At 66.3% G+C, this 3987-nt stretch carries 4 protein-coding genes; 3 read left to right on the top strand and 1 reads right to left on the bottom strand.

The window, feature by feature from the left end:
• Positions 1-194: 194 nt before the first annotated feature.
• Complete coding sequence (gene trxB, locus RDM88_RS12025) at positions 195-1121, bottom strand: thioredoxin-disulfide reductase (protein ID WP_308755068.1); 927 nt, start codon at positions 1119-1121, stop codon at positions 195-197.
• A gap of 188 nt (positions 1122-1309) precedes the next feature.
• On the opposite strand from trxB, the gene RDM88_RS12030 reads away from it, so the two are divergent.
• The 3 genes from RDM88_RS12030 to RDM88_RS12040 all read left to right on the top strand — a co-directional run.
• Entirely contained in the window at positions 1310-2170 is an 861-nt protein-coding gene (locus tag RDM88_RS12030) for a prephenate dehydrogenase/arogenate dehydrogenase family protein (RefSeq protein ID WP_308755069.1), read from the top strand.
• Complete coding sequence (gene aroB / locus RDM88_RS12035; RefSeq protein ID WP_308755070.1) at positions 2167-3246, top strand: 3-dehydroquinate synthase; 1080 nt, start codon at positions 2167-2169, stop codon at positions 3244-3246. Before RDM88_RS12030 ends, aroB begins: the two co-directional genes overlap by 4 nt.
• Positions 3243-3987: 3-phosphoshikimate 1-carboxyvinyltransferase (locus RDM88_RS12040; RefSeq protein WP_374045468.1), on the top strand; the 745-nt coding region annotated here is incomplete at its 3' end. The genes aroB and RDM88_RS12040, both read left to right, overlap by 4 nt.

Genomic DNA, 3987 nt, shown 5'->3' on the forward strand with positions numbered 1-3987 from the left:
CCCCCATTACGTTCCCCGCCACTCCCGTCAATATCAGCACCACGATCAGGATGACCAGCAGTGCGAAAAGCGTCTTCTTCGTAAATACGCCGTACATGTCACATCACCTCACGGTATGTTTATGTGCAGCGCGCCGGGTTCATTCGGAAAAGGGGACGTGGCCAGTGGCCGCGCCCCCTTTTTTAATTATTCCGTCAACCCTGCATGAGGTAGCTTCCCGCCTCGGAGGCCGCCACCGCGCCGTCCCCGGCGGCGGTGATGATCTGGCGCAGCGCCTTGGTGCGGGTATCCCCCGCCGCGAAGACGCCCGGCAGGTTGGTGCGGGTATCCTCCCCCGCCGCGATGTAACCCGCGGGGTCGAGATCAACCTGCCCCTCGAAGACCTTGTTGTCGGGCACGAGCCCGACCGCGACGAAGACCCCCTGCGCCGGGATTTCCGTCTCTTCGCCCGTCTTGACGTTCTTGACCTTCAGCGCGCCGACCACCTTGCCGCCCTCGTTGGGCAGCACCTCCACCGGCACGGTGTCATAGTGAATGACGATGTTCTCCCTGCTCAAAAGGGAGTCGACGAGTACCTTGCCCGCGCGGAAGGCATCCCGCCGGTGGATGAGGTGCACCTCCTCGCAGATGTTCGCGAGGTAGAGCGCGTCCTCCACGGCGGTGTTGCCGCCGCCGATCACCACGGTGGTTTTCCCCTTGTAGAAGCCGCCGTCGCAGGTGGCGCAGTAGGAGACGCCCCGCCCGGAATACGCCTCCTCGCCGGGAACGTTCAGCTTGCGGCGCTTGGCGCCGTTTGCGATGATGACCGCGCCCGCCGTGATCGTCCGGCCCGACTGGGTGGTCACCGACTTGACCCTTCCTGTCAGGTCCGCCGAGGCCACGCCGTCGAACTCGACCTGCGCGCCCTGCTCGAGCACCTGGTTATAGAGGTTCATTCCCAGCTCAACCCCGCTGATCTTGCCGACGGCGGGGTAGTTTTCCACCTCGGGGGTGTTGGCCATCTGGCCCCCCGCCACATATTCCTCGAGCACCACGCTGCGGTAGCCCGCGCGCTGCACATAGATCGCGGCGGTCAGTCCCGCCGGGCCCGCGCCGATGATAATCACGTCATAGTCGTTCATAGCAGCCTCCAATAGTATACAAAAACGGTCTTTTTCTTAGTTACAGTCTACTGCAAATCTGCGTAATATGCAACAGTTTCTCTGTGATCTTGTCACATTTTATCGAACAAATCGGCACTATCATTTTGGGCCGTCCTCTGTTATAATATGACACATCATCAGGCTTCTATCCATGAGGAGGGAATTCCATGTTCGGACTGAAACGCGAGCGGACCCTCTGCGTCGGCGTCGTTGGGCTGGGTCTCATCGGCGGCTCGATGGCAAAGGCGCTCAAGAAATATACCGGCCACCTCGTCTACGGCTGCGACATCGACGAGGAGACCCTGTCGGAGGCGCTCGCGGACGGCGCGGTCGACGAGGCCGTCTCGGAAAACGACCTGTCGATGTGCGACCTTGTCTTTTTCGCCCTCTACCCGCAGCAGACGGTCGCCTTCGTACGGGAGAACATCCGGCAGTTCCGCCCCGGCGCCCTCCTGGTCGACCTGTGCGGCGTCAAGCGGTTCCCCGTGGAAAGCCTCACCGGTTTCTGCGCGGAAAACGAACTCTGCTTCGTCGGCGGACACCCGATGGCCGGGCGGGAGTGCTGGGGCTTTTCCGGCTCGGACGCCGACCTTTTCCGGGGCGCGAGCATGATCCTCACCCCCGGCGAACATGCCCCCGCCCCCGCGCTCGAGCTGCTCGAGGGGCTCTTCGCGGACCTCGGCTTCGGCAGCATCACGACCACCACCCCCGCCGCGCACGACAGCATGATCGCCTTCACCTCCCAGCTCGCGCACGTCGTCTCGAGCGCCTACATCAAAAGCCCCCGCGCCCGGGAGCACGAGGGCTTTTCGGCGGGCAGCTACAAGGACCTCACGCGGGTGGCGAAGCTGAACCCCCGGATGTGGACCGAGCTCTTCCTGGAAAACGCCGACGACCTCGTGGAGGAGATCGACACGATCACGGCGCACCTCGCGGAATACCGGAAGGCGATCGCGGACAACGACGCCGAAACGCTCTTCCGGCTGCTCGACGACGGCCGCCGCATCAAGGAGGAACTGGACCGATGAAAACAATCCATGTGGCCGCCGGGCGGCCGTATGACATCCAAATCGGCGGCGGCCTGCTCGGGGAGCTTCCCGCGCTCCTGCCGGGGATCTGCGGGGAGCGCCGCCCCCGCCTCGCGCTCATCACCGACGACCGTGTAGACGCGCTCTCGGACGGCGCGCGCCCCGTCCCCGATTTACAGGCCGCGCTGGTGGCGGCCGGATACCCTGTCTGCAAATTTGTCTTCCCGAACGGCGAGGCGTCCAAGACCCTCGGCACCGTCCGGGAGGTTTACGGCTTCCTTTCGGAAAACAGCGTCACCCGCACCGACCTCATCCTCGCGGTCGGCGGCGGCGTGGTGGGCGACCTCGCGGGCTTCGCGGCCGCGACCTGGCTGCGCGGCGTCTCCTTCGTGCAGGTCCCGACCACCCTGCTCGCGATGGTCGACTCGTCGGTCGGCGGCAAGACGGGCGTCGACATCCCCGAGGGCAAAAACCTCGTCGGCGCCTTCTGGCAGCCCTCCCTCGTCGTCTGTGACACCGATATGCTCTCCTTCCTGCCCGCCGGAACCTTCGCGGACGGGATGGCGGAGGTGATCAAATACGGCGCGATCCTCGACGAGGCCCTCTTCTCCCTGCTCGAATCGGGCGCGCCCGGAGACCGCCTCCGGGAGATCATCGCACGCTGCGTCGACCTCAAGCGGCAGGTGGTCGAGGAGGACGAGCGGGACCAGGGCCTGCGGCAGATTCTCAATTTCGGCCACACCTTCGGCCACGCGATCGAAAAGGAGTCGGCCTTCTCCGTCACCCACGGGCAGGGGGTCGCCATCGGCATGGCGCTGATGGCGCGCGCCTGCGAGCGCGCGGGCCTCACTCCCGCCGGCACGGCCGACCGAATCGCCCGCTGCTGCGCGCTGCACGGCCTGCCCACCGAAACGGATTATCCGCTCGATATCCTCTGCGCCCACGCGATGGGGGACAAAAAGCGGACGGGCGACCGCATCACCCTCGTCACCCTCGAACGGCTCGGGAAGGCGGCCCTGCACCCGGTCGCCGCCGCGGAGCTGCCCGGCTTCATGAAGGGCGGTGCGCGGTTATGAGCCGCGCCGTCATCCATCCCGCGCGGCTTTCGGGGACGCTCGCCGCGCCCCCCTCCAAATCTGCGGCTCACCGCGCGCTCATCTGCGCCGCGCTAGCGGACGGCGAAAGCCGCGTCTCCCCGCTGGCGGACTCGGCGGACATGGCGGCGACCATCGGCGTGCTGCGCGCCATGGGCGCGGAGATCGCCCCGTCCGAAAACGGCGGCGTGACGATTTCCAGCGGGCGCTGGAACCGGGAGAAAATGGCGCTGCTCGACTGCCGCGAAAGCGGTTCCACCCTGCGCTTCCTGCTCCCGGTCGCCTGCGCGCTCGGTCTCACCGCGACGGCCGCCGGGCGCGGACGGCTGCCCGAGCGCCCGCTCGGGGCGCTCATGGAGCAGATGAAGGCGCACGGCGTCTCCTTTTCCGGCGAACGGATGCCGTTCATCGTACGCGGACAGCTCATCCCCGGGCGGTACGAGCTTCCGGGCGACGTAAGCTCCCAGTTCGTGACGGGGCTGCTCTTCGCGCTGCCGCTGCTTGACGGGGAGAGCGAAATCGCCCTCACCTCCCCGCTCCAGTCGGCGGGGTATGTCGAGATGACACTGCGCGCCCTCCAGGAATCGGGCATCGCGGTTATCCCCTCCGAAAACGGCTGGAGGATTCCGGGAAACCAGCGCTACCGCGCCTTTGACCGCGCCGTCGAGGGGGACTGGTCCAACGCCGCCTTCTGGCTCTGCGCCGCGGCGATCGGCGGCGACG

Origin of the sequence: uncultured Anaerotruncus sp., from assembly GCF_902490045.1 — a bacterium.
GTDB lineage: Bacteria > Bacillota > Clostridia > Oscillospirales > Ruminococcaceae > Anaerotruncus.

Bases quoted from the DNA above. Each gene is read 5' to 3' on its own strand.
- trxB (WP_308755068.1), bottom strand. From the start codon at position 1,121: ATGAACGACTATGACGTGATTATCATCGGCGCGGGCCCGGCGGGACTG.
- RDM88_RS12030 (WP_308755069.1), top strand. From the start codon at position 1,310: ATGTTCGGACTGAAACGCGAGCGGACCCTCTGCGTCGGCGTCGTTGGG.
- aroB (WP_308755070.1), top strand. From the start codon at position 2,167: ATGAAAACAATCCATGTGGCCGCCGGGCGGCCGTATGACATCCAAATC.